Source organism: Xylanibacter caecicola, from assembly GCF_013166515.1.
GTDB classification, from domain to species: domain Bacteria; phylum Bacteroidota; class Bacteroidia; order Bacteroidales; family Bacteroidaceae; genus Prevotella; species Prevotella caecicola.
Window position 1 is genome coordinate 1 of record NZ_JABKKJ010000055.1, and the last position, 1932, is coordinate 1932.

General features: G+C 31.7%; 3 protein-coding genes and 1 pseudogene. All 4 read left to right on the plus strand.

Annotated features, from left to right (window positions below):
• Positions 1–119: pseudogene (locus HPS54_RS13190) on the plus strand (IS30 family transposase); the annotation flags it as partial.
• Positions 120–463: 344 nt separating this feature from the next.
• Entirely contained in the window at positions 464–916 is a 453-nt protein-coding gene (locus HPS54_RS12735; RefSeq protein ID WP_172345764.1) for a hypothetical protein, read from the plus strand.
• 13 nt (positions 917–929) lie between these two features.
• Positions 930–1403, plus strand: coding sequence for a DUF805 domain-containing protein (locus tag HPS54_RS12740; RefSeq protein ID WP_172345765.1), 474 nt, complete (start codon positions 930–932; stop codon positions 1401–1403).
• A gap of 11 nt (positions 1404–1414) precedes the next feature.
• Positions 1415–1768 (plus strand): hypothetical protein, encoded by a 354-nt coding sequence (locus HPS54_RS12745; protein WP_172345766.1) that lies wholly within the window; start codon positions 1415–1417, stop codon positions 1766–1768.
• Positions 1769–1932: the final 164 nt, after the last annotated feature.

Consider the following 1932-nt stretch of genomic DNA (forward strand, 5'->3'; position numbering starts at 1 on the left):
ACAACTATATCAAGAAAGTGGGAAAGAAATTGAACCTCAGACCGAGAAAGAAACTAAATTTCTCAACCCCGAAAGAAGAATTCTTCAAACAAATCATTAATTTTGCACTTGCCAGTTGAAACTACCCTACATAACAATTTTATTTTTCAAATAATAATTTTGAAGATATATATTCATAATAACGAATAATTCGTTAAATTTGTAAGCGTAAATAAAAAAAGATGCAAATGACATAAAAGTTTAACATGACATAAGAATAAAGAAAGTGTTTACTTTTACTTGATGTACTCTAGAAATCGCCAAATTCAAAAGTATCCATCAACAGTAAAAAGTGAATGCTCTCACCGTATGGTGTGGGCTTCACTGTTGTATGGATACGGGTGTTTGGCGATACCATAGAGTAACAACAGGCGAAATTCACACCTTTCTTTTTGCCGAGTGTCGCAAAAGGACAAACAAAAAAATGAATTGGATTATTATTATCACAATTGCAATTGCTGCATTTATCGGTATAATGATTATATCACATATTATATTTTGCAAGCAGATGAGAGTTAAAGGCGGTGTTGAAACTATATACAAACCACTCATAGACAAAATTTTAGAATATAACGATGCTGAAATAGTAGAATCTAAAGCAACGAATGTAACTATTTCCGGTAGGTTTAAAGATGTATCATTGCTAAGTCAAAGCGCTTTTAACTTTTTAGACTGTAAAGAAACATGGAAATTCTACATCCAACAAAATTTCAAACTTATAAGCATATTCTATATATTAGAACGACCTTATGCAGAATATGGAGCATACAAAAAGTTTAAATGGGAATTTTCAACAGATGATGATATCAATTATATTACCTATTTTATAGATAACGCGATATCTGAAATCAATAGCGACTGTAATATAATCTTATAATACTTACAAAACAATGAAACAGAACTATAACAAAAGATTGAGCTTTAAAGAAGCACTGTATAATTGTTATACTAATCCTTCCTTTAAAGGTCGTGCAAGAAGATCAGAGTTTTGGTGGAACAATTTGCTCTTTTGCATGATAATCTTTTCCATTACAAACATCGAAGCTTTTCTTTCAAACAAAGAAGGTTCATTGGGTTCTATATTAGTCTTTTTATTGATAATCACAGCTTTAGTTGTGGTTTATTTTGAGATCGCAATTACATTTAGAAGACTGCACGATATAGGACGTTCCGGTTGGTGGGCAGGAGCATTGTATATGATGAGATTGTTAAATGACTTAGCCACACAGTATATAGATTATGAAACAGCATCACTTTTATCTTTTATAAACGTTGTATACTTCGTATTCTTAATCGGTTTCTGTTCGATGGATAGTATGAAAGAAACAAATAAATATGGAAAATCACCTAAATATAACTTATAAAAATTAAAAACATGAATGACAAAGAAAGTTTTTTAGATTCAATTAAAGACTTTTTTGAATCAATTTTAGATTGCTGTTTTCCTGGCGGCTGCTGTTTATTAGTAGTGTTGTTACATGCGATACCATTACTCATTGCATGCCTTGTTGCTTCATGGTTATGCGAGATTAATCCCGAAACTACATATTCATGGTATCATGGAATATGGCATGGCATATTCTTTATCCCCAACTTTTTGAAGAGTATCTTTACCGATGCTTTGTTTAAGGCTGAACTGTACAGTAATGCCTATAATGTATTTTGGTGGATAACTGTAGTTTCTGAAGTGTTGGGAGTATTGGGCTTTATCGGAAAATCTAGTGACTAATTATTCGGTGAACATAGCGATTATTGTTTATATACTAAATCACTAGTGTCCCATTAAAATTGGGACGTTGTTAAAAATCAAATAAACTTGGTCCATCAGGTCCAAATCGTTCTTTGTCATTTTGAAATTTAGTTTTGTCAAAGAGGTCTCGAAGAGGCGTTTTA